20 protein-coding genes and 1 tRNA gene are annotated in these 25,787 nt (G+C 60.3%); 12 read left to right on the top strand and 9 right to left on the bottom strand.

Annotated elements, in window-relative coordinates:
* The first annotated feature begins 2 nt into the window (after positions 1–2).
* The 3 genes from AC1DYQ_RS05695 (at position 3) to AC1DYQ_RS05685 (ending at position 2,542) form a co-directional block, all read left to right on the top strand.
* A complete protein-coding gene (locus AC1DYQ_RS05695; RefSeq protein WP_477685974.1) occupies positions 3–944 on the top strand; it encodes a threonine/serine dehydratase in 942 nt (313 codons plus the stop codon).
* 21 nt (positions 945–965) lie between these two features.
* Entirely contained in the window at positions 966–2,306 is a 1,341-nt protein-coding gene (gene serS / locus AC1DYQ_RS05690) for a serine--tRNA ligase (RefSeq protein WP_477685973.1), read from the top strand.
* 148 nt (positions 2,307–2,454) lie between these two features.
* Positions 2,455–2,542: transfer RNA gene (locus AC1DYQ_RS05685), tRNA-Ser, on the top strand.
* 197 nt (positions 2,543–2,739) lie between these two features.
* Here the strand turns inward: AC1DYQ_RS05685 and AC1DYQ_RS05680 are convergent.
* Together AC1DYQ_RS05680 and AC1DYQ_RS05675 are read right to left on the bottom strand one after the other, a co-directional pair.
* Positions 2,740–3,021 (bottom strand): hypothetical protein, encoded by a 282-nt coding sequence (locus AC1DYQ_RS05680; RefSeq protein WP_477685972.1) that lies wholly within the window; start codon positions 3,019–3,021, stop codon positions 2,740–2,742.
* A gap of 111 nt (positions 3,022–3,132) precedes the next feature.
* Positions 3,133–4,059 carry a LysR family transcriptional regulator gene (locus tag AC1DYQ_RS05675; protein ID WP_477685971.1) on the bottom strand — a complete coding sequence of 309 codons (927 nt, stop codon included), beginning with the start codon at positions 4,057–4,059 and terminating at the stop codon, positions 3,133–3,135.
* A gap of 244 nt (positions 4,060–4,303) precedes the next feature.
* Here AC1DYQ_RS05675 and AC1DYQ_RS05670 point away from each other — a divergent pair, with 244 nt between their 5' ends.
* From AC1DYQ_RS05670 to AC1DYQ_RS05640, 7 genes are all read left to right on the top strand, one after another.
* Positions 4,304–6,112 (top strand): amidohydrolase, encoded by a 1,809-nt coding sequence (locus AC1DYQ_RS05670; protein ID WP_477685970.1) that lies wholly within the window; start codon positions 4,304–4,306, stop codon positions 6,110–6,112.
* A 28-nt stretch (positions 6,113–6,140) separates the two neighbouring features.
* Positions 6,141–7,043, top strand: a complete 903-nt coding sequence (locus AC1DYQ_RS05665; RefSeq protein ID WP_477685969.1) for a pirin family protein — start codon at positions 6,141–6,143, stop codon at positions 7,041–7,043.
* Positions 7,044–7,386: 343 nt separating this feature from the next.
* Positions 7,387–9,057, top strand: a complete 1,671-nt coding sequence (locus AC1DYQ_RS05660; RefSeq protein WP_477685968.1) for a ShlB/FhaC/HecB family hemolysin secretion/activation protein — start codon at positions 7,387–7,389, stop codon at positions 9,055–9,057.
* 29 nt (positions 9,058–9,086) lie between these two features.
* On the top strand, positions 9,087–16,412 hold the full coding sequence (locus AC1DYQ_RS05655) for a hemagglutinin repeat-containing protein (protein WP_477685967.1): 7,326 nt from the start codon (positions 9,087–9,089) through the stop codon (positions 16,410–16,412).
* Between the two features lies 1 nt (position 16,413).
* Entirely contained in the window at positions 16,414–16,914 is a 501-nt protein-coding gene (locus AC1DYQ_RS05650; protein WP_477685966.1) for a contact-dependent growth inhibition system immunity protein, read from the top strand.
* A complete protein-coding gene (locus AC1DYQ_RS05645; protein ID WP_477685965.1) occupies positions 16,905–17,087 on the top strand; it encodes a hypothetical protein in 183 nt (60 codons plus the stop codon). The genes AC1DYQ_RS05650 and AC1DYQ_RS05645 overlap by 10 nt, the downstream gene beginning before the upstream one ends.
* 255 nt (positions 17,088–17,342) lie before the next feature.
* Complete coding sequence (locus tag AC1DYQ_RS05640) at positions 17,343–17,897, top strand: hypothetical protein (protein WP_477685964.1); 555 nt, start codon at positions 17,343–17,345, stop codon at positions 17,895–17,897.
* Between the two features lie 180 nt (positions 17,898–18,077).
* Here AC1DYQ_RS05640 and AC1DYQ_RS05635 read toward each other — a convergent pair whose 3' ends face one another.
* The 3 genes from AC1DYQ_RS05635 to AC1DYQ_RS05625 form a co-directional block, all read right to left on the bottom strand.
* Positions 18,078–18,272 (bottom strand): DUF3606 domain-containing protein, encoded by a 195-nt coding sequence (locus tag AC1DYQ_RS05635; protein WP_477685963.1) that lies wholly within the window; start codon positions 18,270–18,272, stop codon positions 18,078–18,080.
* 403 nt (positions 18,273–18,675) lie between these two features.
* Complete coding sequence (locus tag AC1DYQ_RS05630) at positions 18,676–19,179, bottom strand: hypothetical protein (RefSeq protein WP_477685962.1); 504 nt, start codon at positions 19,177–19,179, stop codon at positions 18,676–18,678.
* Positions 19,180–19,349: 170 nt separating this feature from the next.
* Entirely contained in the window at positions 19,350–19,718 is a 369-nt protein-coding gene (locus tag AC1DYQ_RS05625) for a helix-turn-helix domain-containing protein (RefSeq protein WP_477685961.1), read from the bottom strand.
* A 143-nt stretch (positions 19,719–19,861) separates the two neighbouring features.
* Between AC1DYQ_RS05625 and AC1DYQ_RS05620 the strand changes: the two genes are divergently transcribed.
* The gene (locus AC1DYQ_RS05620) at positions 19,862–20,731 is read left to right on the top strand and encodes an XRE family transcriptional regulator (RefSeq protein WP_477685960.1); all 870 of its coding nucleotides are present in this window, start codon (positions 19,862–19,864) and stop codon (positions 20,729–20,731) included.
* A gap of 82 nt (positions 20,732–20,813) precedes the next feature.
* Complete coding sequence (locus AC1DYQ_RS05615) at positions 20,814–22,184, top strand: sensor histidine kinase (protein WP_477685959.1); 1,371 nt, start codon at positions 20,814–20,816, stop codon at positions 22,182–22,184.
* Positions 22,185–22,209: 25 nt separating this feature from the next.
* Here the strand turns inward: AC1DYQ_RS05615 and AC1DYQ_RS05610 are convergent, their stop codons facing one another.
* The 4 genes from AC1DYQ_RS05610 to AC1DYQ_RS05595 all read right to left on the bottom strand — a co-directional run bounded on the left by AC1DYQ_RS05610 (position 22,210) and on the right by AC1DYQ_RS05595 (position 25,779).
* Positions 22,210–22,794, bottom strand: coding sequence for a response regulator transcription factor (locus tag AC1DYQ_RS05610; protein ID WP_457279564.1), 585 nt, complete (start codon positions 22,792–22,794; stop codon positions 22,210–22,212).
* Positions 22,795–23,005: 211 nt separating this feature from the next.
* Positions 23,006–24,337: a tryptophan--tRNA ligase gene (locus tag AC1DYQ_RS05605; RefSeq protein WP_477685958.1), complete on the bottom strand. Its 1,332-nt coding sequence runs from the start codon at positions 24,335–24,337 to the stop codon at positions 23,006–23,008.
* Positions 24,334–25,002 carry a site-2 protease family protein gene (locus AC1DYQ_RS05600; protein WP_477685957.1) on the bottom strand — a complete coding sequence of 223 codons (669 nt, stop codon included), beginning with the start codon at positions 25,000–25,002 and terminating at the stop codon, positions 24,334–24,336. Before AC1DYQ_RS05600 ends, AC1DYQ_RS05605 begins: the two co-directional genes overlap by 4 nt.
* 141 nt (positions 25,003–25,143) lie before the next feature.
* Positions 25,144–25,779 (bottom strand): L-threonylcarbamoyladenylate synthase, encoded by a 636-nt coding sequence (locus AC1DYQ_RS05595; protein ID WP_477685956.1) that lies wholly within the window; start codon positions 25,777–25,779, stop codon positions 25,144–25,146.
* Between the last annotated feature and the right edge of the window lie 8 nt (positions 25,780–25,787).

Raw genomic sequence — 25,787 nt, 5'->3', positions numbered from 1 at the left:
ATATGACCAATCGCTATCAAATTGAGAGCTGCTTGCGCAAGTTCGAAGCGGGCTACAGCCACTTTATTCATAAAACACCGCTGTGGAAGCTGCCTGGCAAGGCGCTGGGCGTGGAATGCGCTGAGGTCTGGCTCAAGCTCGAACACCTGCAAACCGGCGGCAGCTTCAAGGCGCGCGGCATGCTCAACCGCCTGCTGTCCAATCCCATTCCGGCCAGCGGCGTGATCGTGGCTTCCGGCGGCAACGCGGGCATTGCCACAGCCGCCGCGGCCCGCGAGCTGGGCGTGCGCTGCGAAGTCTTTGTGCCTGAAGTTTCGACGCCCGCCAAGCGCGCCAAGCTGGCCGCGCTGGGTGCCGAGGTGGTGGTGACGGGCGCGGCGTACGCCGACGCGCTGAAAGCCTGCCTGGCGCGCCAGCAGGAAACCGGCGCGCTGCTGACACATGCCTATGACCAGCCCGAAGTGCTTGCCGGCGCTGGCACGATGGCCGCAGAGATCGAGCAGCAGGGCGGCGTGCCCGACTCCGTGCTGGTCAGCGTGGGCGGTGGCGGCCTGATAGGCGGCGTGGCCAGCTGGTTTGAGCAGCGTAGCCGTGTGGTGGCGCTGGAGCCTGAGCTGGCGCCCACCTTGTACAAAGCCCGCGAGGCCGGTGAGCCGGTGGACGTGGCCGTTGGCGGCATCGCCGCCGACTCGCTGGGTGCCAAACGCATCGGCAGCCTGGCCTGGGAGGCCACCCAGGCCCATGTGCGCGATGCATTGCTGTTGACTGACGAATCGATACGCGCCGCACAGCTGTGGCTCTGGAAAGAACTGAAACTGGCCGTCGAGCCCGCCGCGGCCCTGCCGCTGGCCGCGCTGAAAAGCGGCCGCTACACGCCCCGCGCCGACGAAAAAGTCTGTCTCATCATCTGCGGCGCCAACCTGGACCCGGCCAGCCTGAACTGAGCCCACAAATACAATCAAGCCATGCTAGATATCAACCTGCTTCGCAAAGACCTGCCTTCGGCTATCGCCCGGCTGGAGACCCGTAAAACCCCGCAAGCCTTCCTCAATGTGGAAGCCTTCCAGGCACTGGAGGCTGAACGCAAGGCCCTGCAGATCCGCACCGAAGAGCTGCAGAACCAGCGCAACACACTGTCCAAGCAGATCGGCCAGCTCAAATCCAAGGGCGAAGATGCCAGCGCCATCATGGCCCAGGTGAGCGCTTCCAAGGCCGAACTCGAATCATCCGCTGCCCGCCTGGACCAGATCCAGAGCGACATGCAAACCCTGCTGCTGGCTGTGCCCAACCTGCCGCATGAAAGCGTGCCGCAGGGCGCGGGCGAAGCCGGCAATGTCGAAGTACGCAAATGGGCCCCGATTGAAGGCCCGGGCGGCGAGCCGCCGGCTTTCGCTTTTGAAGTGAAAGACCACGTTGACGTGGGCCAGCCCCTGGGACTGGACTTTGAACTCGGCACCAAGCTGACCGGTTCGCGTTTTACCGTGATGAAGGGCCAGCTCGCACGCCTGCATCGCGCGCTTGCGCAGTTCATGCTCGACGTGCAGACGCAAGAGCACGGCTACACCGAGTGCTACACGCCCTACATCGTGAACGGCGATTCGCTGCGTGGCACCGGCCAGTTGCCCAAGTTTGAAGAAGATCTCTTTGCTGCCAAAAAAGGCGGGCAAGAGGGCGCAGCCGAGGCCGAAAGCACCGCGTTGTACCTGATCCCCACGTCGGAAGTGCCGCTGACCAACTTCGTGCGCGATGAAATCGTTGCTGAAGCGGATTTGCCGCTTCAGTACACCGCCCATACGCCCTGCTTCAGGTCCGAAGCCGGCAGCTACGGCCGTGACACCCGCGGCATGATCCGCCAGCACCAGTTCGACAAGGTCGAGATGGTGCAGATCACGCACCCCGACAAAAGCTACGAAGCGCTCGAAGCCATGACGGGCCACGCCGAAGCCATTCTGCAAAAGCTCGGCCTGCCGTACCGCGTCATGCTGCTGTGCACCGGGGACATGGGCTTTGGCGCCGCCAAGACTTACGACCTGGAAGTGTGGCTGCCCGCACAAAATACGTACCGAGAAATCAGCTCCGTCTCCAACTGCGAAGCCTTCCAGGCACGCCGCCTGCAGGCGCGCTTCAAGAACGCGCAAGGCAAGAACGAGTTTGTGCACACCCTCAATGGCTCCGGCCTGGCCGTAGGCCGCACCCTGGTGGCCGTGTTGGAGAACTACCAGCTAGCCGACGGCTCAGTCACCGTGCCGGAAGTGCTGCAGCCCTACATGGGCGGCATCAAGGTATTGGCCCCCACAGCGAAGTAAATGAGTCTTCGGTTTTAAACCCAGCAGGGGCCGCGGAACCGGCTTTGCCGGGCCGCAGGCGCAGCGCCCCCTCGGGGGGCAGCGAACCACACGAAGTGGGGAGCGTGGGGGCTATCAAATTGGGCTGATAGAATATCGGCTCCACACTGGAGAGGTGGCAGAGTGGCCGAATGTACCTGACTCGAAATCAGGCGTACCGCAAGGTACCGTGGGTTCGAATCCCACCCTCTCCGCCAAAATTGCATCCAGAGAAATCCAGATTGATCTGAGAAATGCCCTGAAAGCCCCGTAAATCGGGGCTTTTTTGTTTCAGATCATCTCATCTCGTCTTTGGACATCCGGGCATTTTTGGGGAATGGCGGCGGGAATTCCCCCGTATCGTCACACGTCCATCTTTTCGATCAATGGCAATGACTGAGCGCAGGCTGATTGGTCAGTTCCTGTATCTGTCCTTACCCATCATCACGTCGATCTGGTAGTCGCCGCGGACGTGATCTTTGTACCAAGCCCAGCAGGTCCAGGCGATTGATCCAATAACCACCGCAAATGCCACGAGATAACCCCAGGCTGGGATCAGTCCCGGGCATTCAACAGTGGCCGGCATCATTGAGCACTCGTCAAAACGGCTGATGACACCGGCCCCTCCGCCGGCCACCAGTCCTGGCAACAGGTTTACAAGCGATCTGAAGTATTTCGGTCTTCGGCGTCGTGGCATAGGTGCTCCCTTTCGTTTCATCGTAGCGCAGCGCATTGCTGCTAAACGCCAAATCCATTCTCCAATTAGAGGATGCCCCCACCCAGGCCACCTGTCATGTGCGGATTGGCCTCAAATTGCGCGCTGTTTCCGCGATTTTGTTATCTCGAGCTCCCCAAAATTGAAATCGGGAAACTTGCTGAAGTAGTCCGTCAGCATTTCTGTCAACACCCTGATCTTCCGCGCGGGATGCTGACCCGGTGGGCGCACAACGTACGCGCCTGCTGGTCTGGTGGGGTGTTGCGGCATGACGGTCACCAATGCACCGGAAGCCAGATAAGGACGTGTGAGTCCAAGAGGCAAGTAGCCGATGCCTAAACCCGCTACCGCCGCGGCGACGAGAGCAGTTCCGTTATCTGCTTTGAAGCGGCCCTGGGGTCGAACAGAGACGACTTTGCCTTCATTCATCAATTGCCAGGTTTCCGTACCCTGCATCAGCGCTTCGTGATCAAGGAGTTCGCCCAGGGTTTGAGGCGCGCCGTGCGCTTTGATGTAGGCAGGACTTGCGACCAGGCTCCCGTTCACAGGGCCCACACATTGAGCGACCAGGTTGGAGTTCGCGAGATGGCCAACGCGAATTGCGCAGTCGTAGCCTTCAGCGACCAGGTCGACGAACCGGTCGCTGTAGCAGGTCTGGATGTGAAGCTGTGGATGCCGGCTCGCCATCTCGGCGAGTACGGGCGCGAAGTGGGTAGGGCCGAAGGACAGCGGCGCCGCGACGCGTAAGCGGCCGCGAAGCTCGCCGGCGGGCAGGATCGTCTCTTTGGCAACTTCTATGTCTGCACACACCCTGGCCGCATAGTCACGAAATGTCGCACCAGCCTCCGTCAGAGATGCGCCCCGCGTGGTGCGGGCGAGCAACTGGACCCCCAGCTCCGACTCAAGCTTGATGAGCCGCCGGCTGACGATGGACTTGGCTATGCCGAGACGAACGGCGGCCGCTGTGATGCCTCCCGCGTCGGCAACTTCCACGAAGGTTCGCAGTTCTTCGATATCCATCCAGTGTTCCTGTTTTTGCGACACAGATACGCAAATTTTAGGTCTACCGTACCACAAAGAAAGATGCAAAGATGCGCCCAAGGCCATCAGTGAATCGTGCTGCCGCAAGCAAAAACGATCAATGACTGTGCCGGATCAAGCAGGTCATATCCACATTTAACGCACACCGCTGCGGAGTTCGGTTCGCTGATCGAGATCGGCGCAGGGTGGTGTTCTTTCAAATCCCTCAAATGGAGAGTAAGCAGTGAAGTTGATACTACTGATCGGATTCATGGTGGTAAATGGCTTGACCAACACCTATGCGCAAGCCAGGCAAGAGGCGCCAGGCGCGGACCTGATCGTGCACAACGCCAGGATCTTCACCGGCAATCCCGGACAACCCGCAGCGTCCGCCCTGGCCGTCAAAAACGGTCGCATCTACTCGGTCGGCACGGATGCCGAGGTGCTGGGTTTGAAGAACGCGAACACCCGGGTTATTGATTCCCGCGGCCGGCGGCTCATCCCGGGCATCATCGACGCGCACACCCATGTGCTCAACGAGGGCGGATACAACTACACCCTGCGATGGGAAGGCGTGCCGACGCTGCGCCAGGCCCTGGCGATGCTGAGTGAGCAAGCCAAACGAACACCGGAAGGCCACTGGGTGAAAGTGATTGGCGGCTGGTCTCCCTACCAGTTCGAGGAGAACCGCTTCCCCACCCTGGAAGAACTCCGCCGCGCCGTCCCCAATCGCCCGCTCATCGTGCAGTACGCCTACAACCGCGCCTTCATGAACCAGCAGGCGATGGACGCCCTCGGCGTGGGCACTGACAGATTTCCCAAGCTGCCGGGCACCGAGCTGGAGAAGGATGCGCAGGGCAAGTACACCGGTGTGGTTCATGGCTACACGTTCACGTTCATCGCCCTGGAGACCATGGTTCCCCAGCTCTCTTTCGATGAGGAGGTGAGCTCACTGGTCCAGACGGTGCACGGCCTCAACCGCTTTGGGGTCACGTCCATCGTCGATGCGGGCACGGGCTTTCGCGGGTATCCCAAGGCCCAGCGCACCGTGGACGTCGTCGCCCGCGACAACCGCCTCAACATCCGCATGCCTTTCGTGGACATCCAGTTTGGAGAAGGTGCCGCCTTCAACGTGGTGGACGCGCAGATCCAGGCGATCACCAAGACTGCGCCTATCAGTCCGGGGCACAACTTGCACCCGCAACTCGCGCACGGCCATGTCTACCGCGGTGCCGGCGAGTTGCTGTCAGTGGATGTCCACGATCACGAGAACTTCGACCGCCCGGCGGTCATCATCGAGCCGCAGAAGATGCGGGAACTGGTGGAGCGGGACATCTCCAGGCTGGTCCAGCGGCGAATTCCTTTTCGCGAGCACATCAGCTACGACGAGAACATCACGCCTTTCCTCGATGCGCTCGAGAAGCTGAACGAGAAGATGCCGCTCGACGGCCTGCGGTGGAGTCTTGAACACGCCGAGACCATCAGTCCCGCAAACATTGCGAGGGTGAAGGCTCTGGGCGGTGGCATCGCCCTGGACGCCAAGATGGCGATGCACGGCGACGGCTTCATCAAGACGCACGGTCGTGACAAGGCCTTGTTGACTCCCCGCCTGCGTCAGCTCGTTGACAGCGGCATCGCCCTGGCCATGACCACAGACGCCTTCCGGGCGTCCTCGTTCAATCCATGGGTCGGCATCAGCTGGATGGTGTCGGGGAAGTCGGTCTCCGGAACAGAAGTGCTGGCCAGGGACAACCGCCTGTCACGCGCCGAAGCGCTGAGGCTCTTCACCCGCAATGCGGCGTGGTTCATGAACGCCGAAACCGAGTTGGGCATGATCGCCCCTGGCCACCTCGCCGACTTCGTGCTGCTGGACAGGGACTACTTCGAGGTTGCGGAATCCCAGATCAAATCCATCGCCTCTGTCTTGACCGTCATGGATGGCCGGGTGGTGTACGGCGCGCAGGACTACCAGTCGCTTTCGCCGGCATTGCCCGAGATCCTGCCCGCCTGGTCACCGATCAAACACTTCGGGGGCTACCAGCAAACCCGCTAAGGAGACGCAGTTTGAAAGGAGAAAAACCATGAATTCAGTTAAAGACCTGCCGATTTCTGCCGACGAAAGCTTTCGCCGCGTCACCTTCAGGACGCGCGGCAATACCCACGGTCCAGTTACCCGCCTGATGAGCCCGTCGGACCTTGGCCACATGCTCAAGCCCTACGTGTTTCTCGACTTTTTTGACATTGACCTCCACGACCCGCGAGCAGGCTTCTCCATTCATCCGCATTCGGGGCTTGCGACGATCACCGTCATCACCGAAGGAGACTTGCGATTCGATGACCCCACAGACGGCACGGGCCACGTTGGTTTCGGCGGCTTCGAGTGGATGCGCGCGGGGAACGGCGTGTGGCACGGTAAAGAGCTGTCAGGCGGGACGACTCCGAGAGCAAAGGGATTTCAGCTCTGGATTGCGTTGCGTTCCGACCTTGAGCATGAAGCTGTAGACAGCCAGTACGTTGAAGCCAGGCACGTCCCGGCTGCCGGGCCCGCACACGTGATTCTCGGCAGCTACGAAGGTGCCCGCAGCCCGGCACGCGCCCCTGAGGGTGTGACTTACCTGCTGGTGAGGCTGGCCGCCGGCACCGAGTGGACGTTCACGCCACCGGAGGCAGAGCCGCTCGCCTGGATGGCGGTCTCCAGCGGTCTTTTGATCGGAGAGACTCCAGCCGACGCCGGCGAACTGGTCATTTTTGAGCAGGGAGTTCAGCCTGTCACATTGAAGGCTGGCTCAACTGGCGACGCCATCTTCGTGATTGGTTCTGCAACACCACATCCCCATGACTTGCATCTTGGGAGCTACTCCGTCCATACCTCTGCAGACTCACTGGCCAAGGGGGAGGCCAACATCGAGCGATTGCGACGGCTCCTGCTCGCCGCCGGCGACCGGCGAAACGCCAGCGGCTCGATCCCAGTCTTCAAGGAGTGAGCATCCTGATGCTTGGGGCGAGACAACTGCTTGTCTTCTCACATATGGATAGAGATCTAATGATTGCCCCAGTCTTGGCGCAAAAACCAACACTTGCGACTGATCCGAAGTAACAGTGCTTACATTCCCTCCCGGCGAAATTTAAAATAGCGAGCAGCACCAAGCACACGGCTTGGCGATAACAACAGCGAAATCAGGGAGAGCGTGATTGGCCAAGCCACACGATGACTTGGGTGTATCACTCGGGCGGGTGCCAGCGTGCACCAAAACATCAGTAAAACAAAAAACCGGCGCATTGCGCCTGTGTGTCGGCCTGGCTATTGCCGCCCTGGCCGGGCATGCCATGGCCCAACCGGCCCCATCTACCAGTGCCGAGCAGGAGCAGCGCCGTGCTGAAGAACGGGACCGCCTCTTGCGTGAGCAGCAGGAGCGCGCGCCGGATGTGCGATTGCCTTCGGCACCAGCGGCTGAGCCCACCAAGCTACTCACGGAGGAATCTCCGTGCTTTACGGTGCGCGAACTCAATCTCAAGGCGGCCGGTAGCGACCAAACCCATGCGGGCGAGTGGATCTGGGCCCTGGATGCCGCGTCCGGTCCTGATCGTAGCGATTCGCCACTCAATCGTTGCCTGGGTGCGGAGAGTATCAACCTCGTCCTCAAGCGGGTGCAGGATGCGGTCATTGCACGCGGCTATGTCACAACGCGCATCCTGGCCGAGCCGCAAGACCTCAAAAGCGGCACCCTTACATTGACCGTGTTGCCTGGGCGCATACGTGCCATACACTTTTCTGCCCAAAGCGACCGCCGCGGCAATGCCTTCAATGCCGTCCCTGCCAAACCTGGCGACCTGCTCAACCTGCGCGACATCGAGCAAGCCCTGGAAAACTTCAAGCGCGTGCCCACGGCAGAGGCCGACATCCAGATCGAACCGGCGACCGGCCCGGATGCGCAGCCCGGCCAGAGCGACCTGGTCATCAGCTACCGGCAGGCGTTCCCGTTCCGCGTGTCGCTGTCAGCCGACGACAGTGGCTCCAAAGCCACCGGAAAATATCAGGGCGGTGTCACTTTGTCATATGACAACTGGTTGACGCTCAATGACCTGTTCTATGTCTCGCTCAACCGCGACCTGGGCGGTGGCATGGCCGGTGAGCGTGGCACGCGCGGTGACACGATGCACTACTCCGTGCCTTTCGGCTATTGGCTGCTGGGTGTTACGGCCAGCAATAGTAATTACCGGCAGGCTGTCGCCGGTATCAACCAAACCTACGTCTACAGCGGCACCAGTAGCAATATGGAAGTAAAGCTGTCCCGCCTGGTCTACCGCGATGCTGCGCGAAAAACCACTTTGGCGGCTCGTGCCTTCCAGCGTACATCCAGCAATTTCATTGACGATACCGAAATTGAGGTGCAGCGCCGGATTGTCGGCGGCTATGAGCTCAGCGCCAATCACCGCGAATTTATCGGTAGCGCCACGCTGGACCTGAACCTGGCTTACAAGCGCGGTACCGGCGCTTTCGGCTCCCTGCCTGCACCAGAAGAGGCCTTTGGTGAAGGCACTTCGCGTATGCAATTGACCACGCTGGACGCCAACGTCAGTGCACCCTTTAAAGCGGCAGGGCAGAGCTTTCGTTATACCGGAGTCCTCCGCAGCCAGACCAACCACACCCCGCTAACACCGCAAGACCGTTTCGCCATTGGCGGGCGCTACACCGTGCGCGGCTTTGACGGTGAATCGTCCCTCTCCTCTGAGCGCGGCTGGCTGTGGCGCAATGAACTGGCTGTCGCACTGGGCGGTAGTGGACAGGAAGCCTATGTGGGCCTGGACTATGGCCGTGTCGAAGGGCCTTCGAGCGAATTCCTCATTGGCAAAAGTCTGATGGGCATGGTGATCGGCCTGCGAGGCAACATCAAAAGCCTGCAATACGACGTCTTTGTCGGTCAGCCCGTTCAAAAGCCCACCGGCTTCCAGACTGCCAACACCACAGCAGGCGTCAGCCTGAATTACAGCTTCTAGTCACCGAACTTAGAGATCGAGCACTTTTTATGAACAAGCACCTGCACCGCATCATCTTCAACGCAGCACGTGGCCAACGCATGGTCGTGCAGGAAACAGCGGCCAGCGCCGGCAAGGCCAACGGCGCGACGAACGGCCCCGCGGGCGCAACGGATGCGGCGGTGCTCGCCCCCGCCTTTGCCAGGCTCAAGCTCCTGAGTTTTGCGGCGCTGCTCACCGTAGGCGCCACTTTGCAATGGCTTCCCGCAGCGCAGGCGCAAATCGTGGTCGACCCCAACGCCCCCAGAAGCCAGCAAGCCACGATACTGAACACCGCCAACGGCCTGCCGCAAGTCAACATCCAGACGCCCAGCGCCGCTGGCGTGTCGCGCAACACCTTCACGCAGTTCGACATCCAGTCGCAGGGCGCGATCCTCAACAACTCGCGCAGCAATGTGCAGACGCAACTGGGCGGTTTCATCCAGGGCAACCCGTCTCTGGCGGGCGGAAGCGCGCGCATCATCCTCAACGAAATCAATTCATCCAACCCGACGCAGCTGCGCGGCTTTATCGAGGTGGCCGGCCAGCGCGCTGAAGTGATCATTGCCAATCCTGCCGGGGTCAACGTGGATGGTGGCGGTTTCATCAACGCCAGCCGCGCCACGCTCACCACCGGCACGCCGGTCATCAACGGGGGCAACCTTGAAGGCTTTGTCGTCCAGAAGGGCCTGATCACCATCAGCGGCGCAGGCCTGGACAGCAGCCAGACTGACTTCACCGGCCTGATGGCCCGGGCCATTCAGGTCAATGCCGGCATTTGGGCCAAAGAGCTCAAACTGACCGCAGGCGCCAACCAGGTCAATGCCGACCAGAGCGTGGCCACGGCCGCGCCCGGCGCCGCGGTGGGCGCAGCGCCCGCCTTCGGCATAGACACCTCGCAACTGGGCGGCATGTATGCCGGCAAGATCACGCTCGTCGGCACTGAAGCCGGACTGGGTGTGCGCAATGCCGGCACGCTGGCGGCCACTGCCGGCAACATTGCCATCAGCGCAGACGGCCTGCTGACAAACACCGCCACCGCACGCGTGACCAGTAGCGGCGACACCAGCATCGCTGCCAGGTCGCTGAACAACGATGGGCAGATCAGCGCCGGCGGGCGCACCGGCATTACGCTGGCCGACACCCTCACCAACAGCGGCACCATCGCCGGGCAGCAAACCAGCCTGCAAGCCGCTGTCATCAACAACCTCGCCACCGGCCGCCTGGAGGGGGGCAGCCTTGATGCATCGGCCAGCCAGAGCCTGAGCAACGACGGGCGCATCGTGGCCACCGGCCAGCTCAATGTGTCCAGCACCGGCACGCTCACCAACCAGGGCAAGCTGGCCGGCCAGCAGGCCAATGTGCAAGCCGCAACGCTTAACAACCAGGGCAGCGGCCGCATCGAAGCCGACACGCTCGACGTCACCGCGCAAACTGTCAATAACAGCGCCGGCATTGCCGGCAACACCGTCACCGTCAACGCCGGCACACTCAACAACCAGGGCGCAGCCGCGCTGGTGGCCGGCACGGCCGAGGTCAATCTCTACGTGCGTGACGCCCTCAACAACACCGGCGGCGCCACCGTCTACAGTCTGGACGCCCTGAACATCGCCGCCAACAGCACCCGCGATGCCGACGGCACCCTGCTCAACCGAACCACGCTGGTCAACAACAACACCTCGCTCCTGCAAGCCGACGGCGACATGCAGATTGCGGCTGAAACGCTGAACAACACCCGCGCAGCACCGCAGATCACCAGCACCAGCAGCAGCACCAGCAAGACCCTGCTCAAACGTAGTGGCTACTGGATGTGCGAGTACGGCAACTACGTCGACAGCTTTGCCGGCTATTGCGCGGGCGGTTATGCCGACCTGAGCTGGTACAACCCGGCCATCCACATCGACCCGCTGGCTGAAAAGCCGGGAGTGTGGATTGGGGGCCATGCGGTAGAGACCGAACGCTACATCACCACCACCGTGACCGACGAGCAATTGCAGGGCGCGCTGCAGGCAGAGCCAAAAATTCTTGCCAGCAAAAACCTCATCCTGAAAAACGTCGGCAACCTGCGCAATGAATACGGCAACATCGCCGCCGGGCAAAACGTCACCATCGGCAACGCCGACCCGCTGGGCAGCTACCAGACCGCCAGCGTGACCAATATCGGCGCCGTGCTGAACCGTAATACGGTGGTCGACGAATACTCCATCTTCCGCTGGAACCGCAGCTACGGCACCTCCACCTCGCAAAGCCTGGCGCCGCAGGCCAGCACCGCGGTGCTAAGCCGCGTGGGCGGCACCATGAGCGCGGGCCCGGGCTCCACTTTCTCCATCAATGCCACCACCGTCACCAATACCAATGCGCTGCCCGGGCAGTCCGGCGTCAGCGGCCCTGCCTCCCCCGGCCCGGCCGGCGCTGCCTTCAGCTTGCCGGCGCTGGGTGCGCTGGTCATCCCCCCGCTCACCAACCCCGGCCAGCGCTACCTGATCGAAAGCGACCCGCGCTTTACCAGCTACCGGCAGTGGCTGTCGAGCGACTACATGCTCTCGGCGCTGAACACCGACCCAGCGCTCATCCAGAAGCGGCTGGGCGACGGGTTTTATGAGCAGAAGCTGATCCGCGACCAGGTCGGCCAGCTCACAGGCCGCCGCTTTCTGGACGGCTACACCAGCGAAGAAGCGCAGTACCAGGCCCTGATGGCCAGCGGCGTGACGGTAGCCCAGCAGTGGAACCTGCGCCCCGGCATCGCGCTGACGGCCGCGCAAATCTCCCAGCTCACCAGCGACATCGTCTGGCTGGTCGAGCAGACCGTGACCCTCTCAGACGGCAGCAAAACCCAGGCCTGGGTGCCCGTGGTCTACCTGAGCCAGACCCACACGGCAGACCTGCACCCGACCGGCGCGCTTATCTCCGGCAAGAGCGTAAGCATCATCGCCAAGGGTGATTTGACCAACCGCGGCGCCCTGCAAGCGCAAGACAGCATCCTGCTGGCCGCCAACAAGGTCACCAACGAGCTGGGCCTGATCGACGCGAGCCATGGCAGCACGACCATCGTGTCAGACACCGACATCATCAACCGCTCCGGCATGATCAGCGGCAACAGCGTGCAGCTTGATGCCGCCCGCGACATCCAGATTGATGCGGTAACACGCCAGTTCAGTATCAACCGCCAGACCATCGCCGGCAACCTCAACGGCAGCAACACCGAAGTCGGGCCGCAAGGCAGCGTGGTCTCACGAGGTGATTTGCTCATCAGCGCCGGGCGCGACATCAAGCTCGCCGGCGCGCTGGTGTCCGCGCAGGGCAACGCCAGCCTCAGCGCCGGCGCCAACCTGGTGGTCGACACCATCCAGACCCAGCAGAGCACGCAAGACGTGAGCGGCGTGGGCGTGCGACGCACACAGGGCACCACCAACCTGGGCAGCACTTTGCAAACCGGCGGCAACCTGGCGTTGTCATCCGGTGCAGACATTACCCTCAGGGCAGCCCAAATCGGCGTGGGCCAGAACCTCAGTGTCATCGCCAATGGCAATCTCAACATCCTGGCCGCCACCGACACCACCCAGCTTGACGAAAACATACGCGCCAAAGGCTATGTGCGCAACGACCACACCGCCCAAGAGCGCGTAGTCGGCAGCAATCTGCTGGCCGGCGGCAACGTCACCCTGGCAGCCCTGCAGACCGCACCGGATGGCAGCAAGGGCAACATCACCGTGCAGGGCTCCAGCGTTAACGCCGTCACCGGCCAGCTCAACGTGGTGGCCGCCAACAACGTCAACATCATTGAGGCGAGGGAGAAGGGCGAGTACGACCTTTTCAACCAGACCAAGAGCAGCGGCTTTCTCAGCAGCAAGAGCCAGACGGGGCACGACACCGGCAGTTCCAACGTGGCAATTGGCAGCAGTCTGAGCGGCAACGCCGTCAGCATCAGCGCTGGCAATAACCTCACGGTGCGCGGCAGCTCGGTGGTCGGTAATGGGCAGACCACACTGGCGGCCGTCAACGACGTAACAATTGAAGCGGCAACCAGCACCGCCACCCGCAACAGCTTCCGTGAAGAAAAGAAGAGCGGCTTCTCGGGAAGCCTGATGGGCGGCATCAGCTACGGCAAGAGCGCGCAAGACCAGAACCAGAACCAGCAAATCGTCAGCCAGTCCGGCAGTACCGTCAGCGGCAGCAATGTCACCGTAGTAGCCGGCCGTGACGCCAGCATCAATGCCAGTGCTGTCTTGGCTGATCGCGATGTCGCGGTCACCGCCGGCCGCAACATCAACGTGCTGGCCGCCACCAACATTGAGAACACACAGAACGATTCGCACAGCAGCTCAACGAGCATCGGCATCGCGCCAGGCCTTGGCCCGCGGTTCACGATGTTCGGCAAGACCAGCGCTGTGCAGGACGGAAGCGGCAGCAGCACGACCTCTGCGACCAGCCTGCTGAGCGCCAATACCGGCAACCTCACGCTGACAGCCGGCACCGACGCCCAATACAAGAACACCGGCCAAGGCAATCTCACGACGCAAGGCGCCGACCTGCTGGCCGGCGACACAATCAAGCTGAGCGCCAATAAGATCGACCTGCAGGCGGCTGCTAACACCAGTAGCAGCAAGTTCCACGCCGAAAGCAAAAGCCTGACCATAGGCAGCCAGCTCACAGGCGTGATCGGCAGCAAGATCACGCAAATTGCCGACCTGGCGCAGCAGGCCCGGCAGGGCGACAACAGCCGGCTACAAGGCGCGGCCGCGCTCAAGGCCGGCTACGACGCGTACAAGCTCGCATCGGACTCATCGGCCCAGAACGCTGGAGCGATCAACGCCAACGCCAAAGCGAGTGCCGACAAGATCCAGCCCGGCGGTGCCAGCGACCCCGCGAACAGCGCCTTCGGAGTCAGCGTAACCCTGGGCACCAGCAGCAGCAGCCAGGACAGCCGCCAGAGCAGTACCGAACAGCGCGGTACGAACCTTCAGGCCCAGAACATAGATATCAAGGCCACCGAGAGCGATATCAATATGGTCGGCGCCAAGTTGCAGGCGCAAAACATTGCGCTTGAAGCTGCGAAAAATGTCAACCTGACCGCTGCGCAGAACACCGCAGAGATCCAGAGCAGGAACAACTCCAGCTCGGCCGGCATTGGCGTGACATTCGGGTTTGGTGAACAAACCGGCATCAGCTTCCAGATTGGCGCCAACAACGCCAAGGGCCGCGCTGACGGCAGCGAAACCACCTATGACAACACTCAGATCACGGCGACCAACAACCTCAGCGTCAAGAGCGGCAGCGACACCAACCTGATCGGCGCACAGCTTGCCGGCAAGACTGTGGAGATGGACGTCGGCGGCAAGCTCAACATCGAGACACTGCAAGACAGCAGCCGCTACGAAAGCAAGCAGACCACCGGAGGCTTCGGCCTGAGCCTGTGCATTCCGCCGTTCTGTTATGGCACGACGGTCAGCGGAAACCTGAGCGCCAGCAAGGAGCAAGTCGACCACAACTACCTGAGCGCAGTCGGCCAGAGTGGCATTGCCGCCGGCACCGGCGGCTTCGACATCAAGGTGGCTGGCGCCACCGACCTCAAAGGCGCAGCCATCACCAGCGAAGCCGACAAAAGCAAGAACACCTTGAGCACCTCGGCGCTGACCTACAGCGACCTGCAGAACCGGCAGGACACCAGCGCCAGCAGCGAAAGCGCCAGCCTGAGCTTCAGCAGCGGTGCCAGCATGGCCACCAATCTGGCAAGCAACCTCACCAACAACCTGCTCGCCAACGCCATGGGTAACACCGGCCTGCCCGAAAGCGGCAGCCAGAGCGGCGTAACACAAAGCGTGATCAGCCCGGCACAGGTGACCATCACAGGTGCAGACAAGCAAAGTGAAGAAAACGTCGCCACCCTGACAAGCCGAGACGCGTCAACGGCCAACGGCGCGTTGAAGAACACCCTGACCCTGCAGCAAGCGCAGGAACTGCAGGTCCAGCAGCAAAAGGCCAAAGAGAACGCCCAGGCTGCGCAATACATCGGTGCGGTGATCACGAACGCGATTGGCGATCTGGCGCATAAGAACGAATGGCTGGAAGGCAGCTGGCAAAAGACCGTGCTGCATGGAATGGCTGGGGTGATTCAGGCCAAGGTGGCGGGAACCAGCGCGCTGAGCGGGGCGGTTGTCGGCGCTCTGAACGAGCAACTGTTGCCAGAGCTCGAAAAATATCTTGTAGATCAAGGCTATCCCAAAGGCAGTGCGGAGTTCAATGCGCTGATCACTGCGGGATCGACGTTGGCTGGTGCAGCCTTGGGTGCGGTCACAGGGGGCGCAACTGGCGCGGGAGCCGGGATAGGCATTGCCTATTCAGGGACAGTGAATAACTATTTGAAACATAACCCTGTTGATGCTCGGCAAAGCCAGCTTCGTGGGTTCGCGGAACAACTTGCGCGTTGCAAAGCGACGAGCGGCTGCAACGTGGAAGGGGTTTACTCTTACTGGAGTGGAGTCAGCGCATCGCAGCAATCTGACGCAAAAAACGCAATCGCCGAATGGGCCGCTAGCGGTGATGCAACCAACTTAGGGAAGTTCATTGCTGGTGCGGCAGGTGCCTTGGGTGCCAATCCTGCAGATTTCTGCTCCTCTGGTGATTCAAAGTGCTATCAGTTCATTCAGAGCCAGAATACACAGGCATATTCCGCCTATCGAGATGCGACGATTTTTCTTGCATCAATGGAGCATGTAAGCGGAATACCGCGCACCAACGGCAACATGGCCCGATCGACGCCGGAAGGTTATCAACCGTTCGAAGTGACAGGAATGCCACCCAAAACGAGAGCTATAGTGGATATATCAACTGGAGAGGTGAGGGCGCTCACCGATGCCGGAAAAATTATTGACCTTCCCGCCAGCCCACTGCCTACTTGGACTACCGCAGCAGATAATTCCGCAATAAAAGTTGTTTGGGGAAAAGGTATCCAGGGTCAGGGTATGCCATGGGAAGATTATCTTGCGGCACAGATGCCGTCGAGTTCCAGGCTTCCACCCAACTTTGAAACGTTTGACTTTTTTAACCGAGCCACTGGCGTTGCAACTAGCGCTAAGACGCTGGATACGATGACTGCAGCCAGGCTCACAGATCCTACGCAACTCTATACGTCTCTCAAAGGTAATATTGATGTTGTCTTTCAATTTGAAAAAGCACAGCTGGGAAATACGGTGGTTGATGCTGCAAGCATCTCCGCACGGCAATTGCAAGTTGCCGTACCAGCTGGCACTACACCGGCGCAGTGGCAACAGATAGAAAAAGCAATTCAGTATGGAAAAAATATGGGTGTTAAGGTTGTCATAACTGCAGTGAACTAGCATGAACGACGTTACAGAAAAAAAATGGGCTTCGGCCTTATTCAACGGCGATTTCTATCTCATCGAAACATATTCGGGGTATCGAGGGAGTAGTCGCGATGAAAACGGTAAGCAACACACACTTGATCCGAATGCAGATGCAAACTCATTGGGTTCGGCTCTACTGGATGCGTTGTTGCACAGCCGATTCTTGACTTTGGCAGAGCTGGACGATTTCTTCGACTATAGAAAAAACCAGCAGTCTTATGAGGCTTGGGTTCAAGCGCTCATAACCAAGCATGGCTATAAGTCCAAGAACGCACTCTTTAAGAAAATGGCGTGTTGCAACATCACGGTGAACGTAGCTGACGGCACGATGGAGATATGTCCAATGCGTCACGAGAAGCTGGAAGGATGGGGGCGCGAAAAAGACGATGGCATTGAGAATGTAATCATCCCGGCAAATAGTTCCGAAGCTGTTGTCGGGGACGCTTTACGCTTGGCCTTCAGTCGTTGTATTTAGCAAGACAGCAAAACACCCGAACCAGTGCGTCGGGTGTTTTCGGCTTCGGCCTGAGCCTGTGCATTCCGCCGTTCTGCTACGGCACGACGGTCAGCGGCAACCTGAGCGCCAGCAAGCAGGAGATCGACCACAACTACCTGAGCGCAGTCGTGTTGAATTTCGCCGAAATGTGATCAGGGTGGAGCTAAATTTCCATTCAAAGCTGAGCCATTTATGCTCTATCGACCGGTCTAAAGGAAGAGCAGTGGGAACCTAAGAGTCATATCACCATCGTGAGCGGAGAAGCGGGTCAAGAGTTTATGGAAAGACTGGGTCAGGCTGCAGCGCAATTCAACAGTGAGTACATGTTCGAGCCATTGGTGCTCGACGTGCGCGCGCCAAGAATGACGCTTTAATAGCGACGATTAAACCAAGTAGGCAACACCAGAATGAAAAAGGAAACTAACGCCAACCTCAGAATTTTGGTGGTTTTTGCAGGGGTTGCGCTGCTCTCCGCCTGTACCACCTACCCCAAACCAAGCTATAAATATGTAGCCGCGTCGCCGACCGATCCGGAGTTTGAATTTCAGTCGGAGTTCGGCGTCAACACCGGCTTCATCGCGAAGTACCGCAACCCTGACAGCAACCGCTGCACTGACTACGACACGGTGCCCTACCTTCAGCAGCCAGACTCCTATCTGCGCAGCGAAGACAGCAAGACGATCTGGAAGGTCTCGGCGCCGCCCGATCAGCAGTTTGTGATTTTTGGCGGATGGCATATCCGCCCGCAGACGATGCCTACCGGTGTCGGGGCGATGGCAACGTCTGTGTATTACCCAGGCTCACGCTGCGAAGTTGCCGCGCAAGCCGTCATTCCGAAAGCCGGTGAAAAATATCTTGTGAAGTTGTTTGCCGACGGCCCGAAGTCTTGCAAGCTAGTCATCACCTTCAGGGACGGAGGGCCGGCGCCGGTGACCAAGGTGCAGGAGTGCAGCAGGGACTGAGAATCACCTGTGGCGCAGCCCAGCGGCTACCGACACCACCCAGTTTGGCGAAAATTTTGGCGCCAAAGTCTATTTCCGCAACGATCACGCCGCGCAAGAGTTCGTGATGGACTGCAAGGTAGTGGTGGAAAGGAAACCCGGAAAGGCTTCCGACACTGACGGCTATGCCTCAGCTCGTAATCATTGCTGGCAGGTGTCTCTGCTGCGATGAAAATAACTGCGGATCTCATCGGGTTCGCTGCCTACCGCATAGACCGCCACGCGCAATTCATACTCTGTGCATTTCAACTCGGAGCACCACGCCTCCACGACGCGCGGATTAGTCAGGCTGATGCGGTTGGTCGTGCTGTCTGCGTCAGGAAATTTTTGTGACATGACGTACCCTCTTCAAATGGGACATTTCATGGAGGCCCACTGAAGCGCAGCAGTGCGGACCTGTAGTAAGTAATTGGTGCAAAAAATCACGCCATATTGCACCGACCACGCTTTACCTGTGCACTTTCCTATATTTCGATGAATATCACATCCTTCAATTAGAGGAGATGTTTGCAGAGGCACATGTCACGATATGTGACAAGGCTGGCGCCATGAAACCGTTCCATGCGCTCATGCTGCTGTGGTTTTTTGGGTTTGCTGCTGCTCACGCTGACGGCACGGATGCGCGGTGCTGGTGACTGTCACTGCCGCTGCGCCTGGCAGGGGCGGCGGCTGCCGCAACGGCGTCGGTGGCCCCCTCAGGACAGTACCGGCGAAGGATGGAAGGCCTTCCAGGCTACGGTTACGCTTTCAGGCGGTCGCCGCTGTTTAATGGGCTGGTCATCGCCTGCACAAATTCAACGCACATCATCCTGATGGGATGAACTTCGGCTTCGGTCACGCTGGCTTTGGCCATTGCCGCTTTCTCGATGTCTTCGTTTTCCAGTTCTACAAAGACGTTTTCACCGTCGTGGGTACGTAGATGAACGCGTAACTTGATTCCGGTGCTGGATAGCAGCATGTGATTCCTTTGTGATCGGGTTGACTGGATGTCGTGTCGGTGTGGATGAGGTGGCCGCCGTAGCGCGGCGCCGGCCAATCGTCTTTCGATGAATTCATTTCTGGCTGCCTGCCAGTCAACCCATCGGCGGATGGGCCAATCGGACCATTTAGTCACCGTCTGGGTGGCGGGTTCCTGGTCCGGCTCAAGGCCGGGCAGAGTTTGGCAATCGGGGGTGACGCTGTAGCTCAGCCGGCTGGTCTGGTGGCGGCTTTCCACAAAGCCGCCCGCTTCCAGCATGTCCATGGCTTGCTGGACATCGTTGGGTTCGTACGTGGGTTTCCAGTGAGGGAGAAGCGAGGCCAGCGTCCACCAACCGCCGGTGGCGCGCAACCGCAGCCACAGGGCGCGTACATCGTGGGTGATAAGGTCGCCCATGATTGATCGCGATCTCGCTCAGGCGCTCTGATGACGTTTTACGGTTGGGAGCACGGAGGCCCATCCGTGAGGGCGTTGTTGGCGGTCAGCTCATGTGCCAGTTTGCGCTGAGCCTGATTGCGCTGGTGCGGCATGGTGACCGTGATCTTGCGCGTTTGCTGAAAGGCCAGCGCCCGGCTGGCGGGATTGAGGTAGCGCGACGGCCAGAGATCCTCGGGTCTTTTGTCGAGGGCGCGAGCCACGAGCTGCTCGGCTGCCAGCCAGGGGCTGGTCAGCACGCGTTGTATGTGGCTGTAACCGTTTTCCATGGCAATTTTTCGAAGACTGGTACCGCGTTTGCGGAGGGCAGCAATGACATCGGCGGGGTGCATATCTTCCTGTGCGGGTGTCGATTTAATTGTGCTCATATCTAATATTTTGAGTACAAAACAAGCCAAGTCAAACATTTTTTTCTGCTTGTTTCAATTTGTGCTACTTTTATTGTATTTTTTACCAATTAAATGAGTGTTATGTTTGCTCATTTTGTGCTTGGGGGAACAAAATAGTGTTCATGAACACAAAAGAAGCAGCATCGGGGGAGGGCGGTTCTGGCTCATCTGGCAAGCTCCAGCACTATTCCTTTACCGCAGTAACGCCGGTCAAGGCAGAAGAGCCTGTTGCGTGGTACCTGCATGAGGCCGCAGCAGCCGTCGACAAGGCGAGTGCCAGGTCAGTGCGAACCGAAGCCAGGTCGGTTTTCATGCGCCAGTTTGGCCAGCGCTGCCGCATGGCCCGGGGCACAAGGGAAATCAATGAGGTTGCGGCTACGGTCGGGGTTCACCGCAACACCATCTGGAACATAGAGCGTGGCGACAGCCTGCCGGATGCGTTCGAGCTGGAAGTACTCGCCAGGGAATACCGGTTGACGCCCGGGCAGCTACTGGGCCGGGAAGCTCCAGACGAAACCCGGGCTGCTGCGGCAGTGGCGCGCGACGTGCGCGCGGTCGAGACCGGCACGTTTGTCTATGCGCCCCTGTTTGACCTCCGCGCTTCGCCGGGCCGGGACGTATTCAACGACCTTGGGTCGGTCGTGGCGATGCGTCCCTTTGATGTGCAGTTCATCCGGTATGACCTGGGCATTGACCATAACGACATTGTCATGTCCACGGTGGCGGGCGCCTCCATGGAGCCGTGGCTGCATTCCAGGGACGCAGTGCTGACTGACTTGCGGGATCGCGATGCCCTGATCGAGGGCATGCACATGGTACGGCTTGACGGCGCCTTGCTGGTCAAAAAACTGCAGCGCCTGCCCGGCAAGATATTGCGCGTCAGCAGCTACAACCCGGCGTATGAACCGTTTGACATCCAGGGCTACGAAAGTACGGACCGGGATTTTGCCGTGCTTGGCCGCGTGCGTTGGGCCGGCGTGACTTTTAACTGAGCGTAAGTCCCTAGACCGCAACGCAACAGGCGTGCGCCGCTGATGGCATTGCGCCCCCGGATGCGACGTAAACTCGCATTCCATGGACCACCCCACAGCGATCCGGCCTATCCAGGGCGCGCCAGATATCTCGCGCGAGGATTGGGTGGAAATGCGGCTGATCCATATCTTCATGCGGTATGCCCGCCCGGCCCTGCATTCCGCGCTGGTCCTGATCGTGTCCATGGTGGCGATTCTTTACCGCCATGTAGACCTGCTCAGTCTGGGCATCTGGGCAACGGCGGCGACGCTGGTGACCCTGGTGCGGTACCGTGTCATCGGCATCTACCAACGTTCCCTGGTGGGCGTCAGCGGCCCTGCGTTGCGCGCATTCATGGCGCGCTACACGTGGACGTGGCCCATGAGTGCCATGGTCTGGGGTGCATCGATGTTTGTGTACTTCCTCAAAGCGCCCGTCTATGACCAGTTCCTCGGCATGATCGTCCTGGTCGGAATGGCCGGGTTTGCGGTGGGCACCTTTTCCTCCTGGCTCCCCTGCTTCAAAGGCTATGTGAACGGCCTGGGCATTTCCACCCTGACGGTATTTTTCTACCAGCTGATGCTGGAAAGAGGAATTTCTTCCACATTCAATACCTGGGGCATGGTGGTGCTGATCGTGATTTACTGGGTGGTCATTCGCGTGTCCGGCCAGCGCTTTCACCAGGTGCAGCGTGCCAATCTCGAACTGCAGTACGACAACTCCGAACTGATCAAATCGTTGACTGAAAAAAGCCGTGCTGCCCTTGAGGCCATCGAGATCAAGAACCGCTTTATCGCCAGCGCCGCGCATGACCTGCGCCAGCCGGTGCATGCCCTGGACCTGTACGCCGGCTGGCTGGCCGCCGAGCCAGAATTCGTGGCGCAGATAGCACCCAAGATCGTCCGGTCCACCAAGGCGGTCAACGACCTGTTCAACTCCCTCTTCGATCTGGCGGGGCTGGAGTCCAGCCCACTGCGGGTTAACCTGCAGACCGTAGACCTGGCGGGGCTGGTGCAGGATCTGGAGGCGCAATACGCACCCTTCGCGCGGGAGCGCAACCTGCGCCTCAGGATCCGCCCTGCGGTGGGACAGGTAAGGTCCGACCCTGTACTGCTTCAGCGGCTGGTCGGCAACCTGTTGTCGAACGCGCTGCGCAACACGCATCGAGGCGGTGTGCTGCTGGCTGTGCGCCGGCGGCGCGGAGTCCCATGCATCGAGATATGGGACACCGGTGTGGGCATCGCGAAAGAACACCAGAAGGCGATCTTTCAGGAGTTCTACCGGATTCCCCTGCAGGGTACCGAAGAAGGTTTTGGGTTGGGCCTGGCCATCGTTTCGCGCCTGAGCGAGGCGCTGGGGCATCCTGTGAGGCTTGCTTCCAGGAGCGGGCGTGGCAGTGTCTTCTGGGTAGAGTTGCGCACGCCGGGCCAGTGACCCGGCCCGGTGTTGCCCGACGTTGTTAGAGCAAGCCCTGGGTGCGCGCCAGGTGGCTGGCCTGCGAGCGGCTCTTGACATTCAGGCGCCGGAACAGCCGCCACAAATGCACTTTCACCGTGTGCTCGCTGATCTGCAGCTCTTCGGCGATGTCGCGGTTGCTCATGCCCTTGTCGAGCATGACCAGCAACTGCTTTTGCCGCTTTGACAGTTTTTCCGTCGGGGTGGATGGCTCCGGGTCGAGTTCTTCGCTCAGGAAGACGCGCAGGACGTTCGATATCTCGGTGGCCCCCGCAGACTTCTGGATGTAGGCATCGGCACCTGCCTCGATGGACAAGTCCTCGTAGTCCTGGGCCGGCGCGGCCGACAGCACTACCAAGGGCACGTTGGGGAATTGGTGTTTGAGCTCACGCACGCCCGAAACACCATTGGTGTCAGGCAACCTCAAGTCGAGGCAGATGAGTTCGGGGACACCGTGTTGCTGCACGGCAGGCATTACCGCGGCGAGCCGGTCCAGCTCGGTCACAGTGGCCTTGCTGCTAAGGCGGCGAATCAACATGACAACCGCTTCGCGCATCAGCGGATGGTCATCTATTACAAAAATACTCATTAGTTCACGTCTGAAGTATCGTTCCTGTCAGCTATCGAGCATAACTGGTGAATGTCAACTTTGGGGCACTAATAAACTTGAAATTGCGGTATTTTTTCAGGGTGGTAATACCCCAAAACAACAATGAATAAGTCTTTCGTACCAATGTGATTCTGTTGAGAGCCGCCGCGTACGGCTAAAGCCCCTGGCCCAAATTGCTTAATCCCGCAACTCAGGGGGTTACAGGTGCAAAGAAACGTAGCGCCGTTTCCACCTCGGCCGCCTCGATACCGGGCAGGATTTGAAGCTTATCTTGCAGTGCAGCAAGCGCGCCGGCCCCTTCGTTCTGCAGGGTGGAAATCAGCAGCGCGGCATCACGGGGAGATTCAAAGCCCTGGCTCTGCAGAAGCACCTTGGCATCAGCATCCTGCAGCTTGAAATAGAACTGGCCGTCCTTCTCGCGGTATTGTTTGAAGGCCGGAGCAACACTTTTGACTGACTTCCCTTTCGACGCGCCTGCCGGTTTTGTCGCGAGGTTGCGCAAGCCAACGGCGCGACGCAACTCGCCCATGAAAGGCGTGGCCTCCGCGCGCGCCTTCTGCGCACCCGCTTGCAAGGTCGCCTCGATCTTTGCCGGGTCGCTGATGAGGTCGTGGTATCGCTCACGCATGGGTGCGACTTCACGGTCAATGCGCTCGAACAGCAGCTGTTTGGCATCGCCCCAGGCAATGCCTTCGGCATAGGCCTTGCGCAGAGCCTGCGTTTCGTCGGCGCTCGCAAAGGCCTGGTAAATCTGGAACAGCGCCGAGCCCTCGACTTCCTTGGGCTCGCCCGGTGCGCGTGAATCGGTGAGGATGCCGGCGATCAGCTTTCGCATCTGTTCGCGTGGGGTGAACAGCGGAATCGTGTTGTCGTAGCTCTTGCTCATCTTTCGTCCGTCCAGCCCGGGGAGTAGCGCGACCGATTCCTCCACCACCGCTTCGGGCAGCACCAGGTGCTCGCCGTAAAGGTGGTTGTAGCGCTGGGCCATGTCGCGCGCCATTTCGATGTGCTGGATCTGGTCGCGCCCCACCGGCACCTTGTGCGTCTTGAACATCAAAATGTCCGCGCCCATCAGCACCGGGTACATGAAGAGGCCGGCAGTGACGTCGGCATCAGGGTCGTTGCCGGCCGCCTCGTTCTTGTCGACAGAGGCCTTGTAGGCATGGGCACGGTTGAGCACGCCCTTGCCCGTCACGCAGGTTAGCAGCCAGGTGAGTTCGGGGATTTCGGGGATGTCGGACTGGCGATAGAACGTCACGCGCTCCGGGTCCAGCCCGGCGGCCAGCCAGCTGGCCGCGATCTCGAGTGTGGATTGCTGGATGCGCGCGGGCTCGTCGCATTTGATCAGCGCGTGATAGTCGGCCAGGAAATAAAAGCTGCGGACATCATCGCGAAAGCTGGCCTGGACCGACGGCCGGATCGAGCCGACATAGTTACCCAGGTGGGGCGTGCCGGTGGTGGTGATACCGGTGAGGAAACGGGTAGTGGAAGCGCCGGCGCCGGCTTGTTTATTTGTCATCATTTCACCAGCATCGCCAACGGCGTCAAAACGGTTTGGATCACGGTAAAGGTTACGTCCATCAAGGGGCGCATCCAGAGGTTGCTGATGACGCCCGAAATCACCAGCCCCATCACGATAAAAAAGCCCCAGGGTTCGATGCGCGACACCAGCATGGCCTGCTTGTAGGGCAGAAGGCCGACCAGCACGCGGCCGCCGTCCAGCGGAGGGAGCGGAAACAGGTTGAAGACGAACATCACAACGTTGACCAGGATGCCTGCCTGGCACATCTTGATGAAAAACGGCTCTGTGATGTCGGCGCCTGCAAGGAAGTAAAACAGGACGCCCCAAAGCAATGCCTGCAGCAGGTTCACGCCGGGCCCGGCCAGCGCCACCCAGATCATGTCGCGCTTGGGGTTGCGCAAATTTCCGAATTGCACAGGCACCGGCTTGGCATAGCCGAACAGGAAAGTGCCCGATGTGGCGATATACAGCAGCAGTGGCATCAGGATGGTGCCGACCGGGTCGATGTGTTTGACGGGGTTGAGCGTGACGCGGCCCAACATCCAGGCGGTGTTGTCGCCGAAGTAGCGGGCGACATAGCCGTGCGCGGCTTCGTGCACGGTGATGGCGAACAACACGGGCAGCGCGTAAATCGCGACTGTTTGAATCAGATCGGAAAAGTCCATGCCTGATTATCGCCCCCACGGTCGCTCACTTCGTGTAGCTCCCTGCCCCCCGAGGGGGCCGCCCGCCTGCGGTCTGGCAAAGCCAGTCCCGCGGCTCATGCTTGAAGGGGAGTGTGTGTTGACCGCGTTCCATTCGGCACGTTATAGGCCTAATCTGGCCACGTCACCCCGGCCCTGCCGCACCACGACAGGCTCGCCGCCGTCGCCCATGGCCGTCAGGTCGATCACGGTGGTCGGCTCCTGGTGGCAGGCGCCTGCGTCGATCACGGCGGCCAGTTCATGCTCCAGCAGCTCGCGGATCTCGTGCGCATCATTCAGCGGCTCGGTGCCGCCCCGCGGAATCAGCGTGGTGGCCAGCAGCGGCGCGCCATGCAGCTCCAGCAGCGCCTGCAGCACCTTGTGTTCGGGCACGCGCAGGCCTATGGTCTTGCGCGACGGATGGCTCACGCGGCGCGGCACTTCCTTGCTGGCTTCGAGGATGAAGGTGTAGGGGCCGGGCGTGGCGGCCTTGAGCAGCCGGAACTGCTTGTTGTCGACCCGCGCGTAGTTGGCCAGCTCGCTCAGGTCGCGGCAGAGCAGGGTGAGGTGATGCTTGTCGTCAACGCCGCGGATACGGCGCAGGCTGTCGGCCGCGGCCTTGTCGTCGAGGTGGCATACCAGGGCATAGCTGGAGTCGGTCGGCACGGCCGCAATGCCGCCGCGCTCCAGCAGCGCCACGGCCTGCTTGAGCAGGCGCGTGTGCGGGTTCTCGGGGTGAACTTCAAAAAACTGGGACATGGTGACTC

This window comes from Polaromonas sp. P1_F4, assembly GCF_056405675.1.
Note: the sequence above shows the minus strand (reverse complement) of the source record. Positions and strands in the feature narration are given on the sequence as shown.

Bases quoted from the DNA above. Each gene is read 5' to 3' on its own strand.
- AC1DYQ_RS05695 (WP_477685974.1), top strand. From the start codon at position 3: ATGACCAATCGCTATCAAATTGAGAGCTGCTTGCGCAAGTTCGAAGCG.
- serS (WP_477685973.1), top strand. From the start codon at position 966: ATGCTAGATATCAACCTGCTTCGCAAAGACCTGCCTTCGGCTATCGCC.
- AC1DYQ_RS05680 (WP_477685972.1), bottom strand. From the start codon at position 3,021: ATGCCACGACGCCGAAGACCGAAATACTTCAGATCGCTTGTAAACCTG.
- AC1DYQ_RS05675 (WP_477685971.1), bottom strand. From the start codon at position 4,059: ATGGATATCGAAGAACTGCGAACCTTCGTGGAAGTTGCCGACGCGGGA.
- AC1DYQ_RS05665 (WP_477685969.1), top strand. From the start codon at position 6,141: ATGAATTCAGTTAAAGACCTGCCGATTTCTGCCGACGAAAGCTTTCGC.
- AC1DYQ_RS05660 (WP_477685968.1), top strand. From the start codon at position 7,387: ATGGCCCAACCGGCCCCATCTACCAGTGCCGAGCAGGAGCAGCGCCGT.
- AC1DYQ_RS05655 (WP_477685967.1), top strand. From the start codon at position 9,087: ATGAACAAGCACCTGCACCGCATCATCTTCAACGCAGCACGTGGCCAA.
- AC1DYQ_RS05650 (WP_477685966.1), top strand. From the start codon at position 16,414: ATGAACGACGTTACAGAAAAAAAATGGGCTTCGGCCTTATTCAACGGC.
- AC1DYQ_RS05640 (WP_477685964.1), top strand. From the start codon at position 17,343: ATGAAAAAGGAAACTAACGCCAACCTCAGAATTTTGGTGGTTTTTGCA.
- AC1DYQ_RS05635 (WP_477685963.1), bottom strand. From the start codon at position 18,272: ATGTCACAAAAATTTCCTGACGCAGACAGCACGACCAACCGCATCAGC.
- AC1DYQ_RS05630 (WP_477685962.1), bottom strand. From the start codon at position 19,179: ATGGACATGCTGGAAGCGGGCGGCTTTGTGGAAAGCCGCCACCAGACC.
- AC1DYQ_RS05625 (WP_477685961.1), bottom strand. From the start codon at position 19,718: ATGAGCACAATTAAATCGACACCCGCACAGGAAGATATGCACCCCGCC.
- AC1DYQ_RS05620 (WP_477685960.1), top strand. From the start codon at position 19,862: ATGAACACAAAAGAAGCAGCATCGGGGGAGGGCGGTTCTGGCTCATCT.
- AC1DYQ_RS05615 (WP_477685959.1), top strand. From the start codon at position 20,814: ATGGACCACCCCACAGCGATCCGGCCTATCCAGGGCGCGCCAGATATC.
- AC1DYQ_RS05610 (WP_457279564.1), bottom strand. From the start codon at position 22,794: ATGAGTATTTTTGTAATAGATGACCATCCGCTGATGCGCGAAGCGGTT.
- AC1DYQ_RS05605 (WP_477685958.1), bottom strand. From the start codon at position 24,337: ATGATGACAAATAAACAAGCCGGCGCCGGCGCTTCCACTACCCGTTTC.
- AC1DYQ_RS05600 (WP_477685957.1), bottom strand. From the start codon at position 25,002: ATGGACTTTTCCGATCTGATTCAAACAGTCGCGATTTACGCGCTGCCC.
- AC1DYQ_RS05595 (WP_477685956.1), bottom strand. From the start codon at position 25,779: ATGTCCCAGTTTTTTGAAGTTCACCCCGAGAACCCGCACACGCGCCTG.